The sequence below is a fragment of the Microvirga tunisiensis genome, from assembly GCF_009296175.1.
GTDB lineage: Bacteria > Pseudomonadota > Alphaproteobacteria > Rhizobiales > Beijerinckiaceae > Microvirga > Microvirga tunisiensis.
The window spans coordinates 1-666 of the sequence record NZ_VOSK01000942.1 but is presented as its reverse complement, the minus strand read 5'-3'; the positions used below and the strand labels follow the sequence as shown (position 1 = coordinate 666).

The 666-nt window shown below is 59.9% G+C and carries 2 pseudogenes; both read right to left on the bottom strand.

What is annotated here, in order from left to right:
- Window positions 1–73: 73 nt before the first annotated feature.
- Window positions 74–502: pseudogene (locus tag FS320_RS44630) on the bottom strand (IS3 family transposase); the annotation flags it as partial.
- A 12-nt stretch (window positions 503–514) separates the two neighbouring features.
- Window positions 515–666: pseudogene (locus tag FS320_RS44625) on the bottom strand (IS30 family transposase); the annotation flags it as partial.

The window sequence follows — 666 nt, the reverse complement described above, 5'->3', positions numbered from 1 at the left end:
TCGGCTCGGGATGAAGACTCATGCCATCCTCCTCTTGCTGAATAGCCAACAGGGAATTCGCCGACAGTATCTACGAGATATCGGCGTTCCATTTCTGGTTCGGGCGTGTGGCTGAGAAGTCCTGCTCAAGCAGGTTGGGAGCAATCGGAAAGGCGTGATGGCTGTCCGTGGTGCGCTTGAAGCGGCGCTTCTGCCGGGCCTTGAGGCCGTTCTCACGCATCAACCGAGCCGTCCGACGGCGCCCGATGGGCAGGCCCTGATCCTGGAGTTCGCGCGTCATTCGTGGGCTGCCATAGGTGCCATTCGACTCTCGAAAGGCGGACCGGACATGGGCGAGCAGCACCAGATCGTCGCGCTGACGCTGGCAAGCCGGACGACTTCGCCAGGCAAAGTACCCGCTCTGGCTCACCTCAAGAACTTGGCACAGGCGCTGGATGGGGAATTCCGCTTTCGCCGCATCGATGAACGTGAACCTCATCGACTTCCCTCCTTGGCGAAAAAAGCGGTGGTGGGTTCAAGTGAGCGCAACAGCTTTGGCCAGCGTCGCTCCTGGCGTTTGAAAGCCAAGGGTTTTTCTTGGCCGAGTATTGAGCCTGAGCGCGATCGCATCCAAGTCGCTCTGGCTATGCACGGACAGGTCTGAGCCCTTCGGGAAGTACTGCCGCA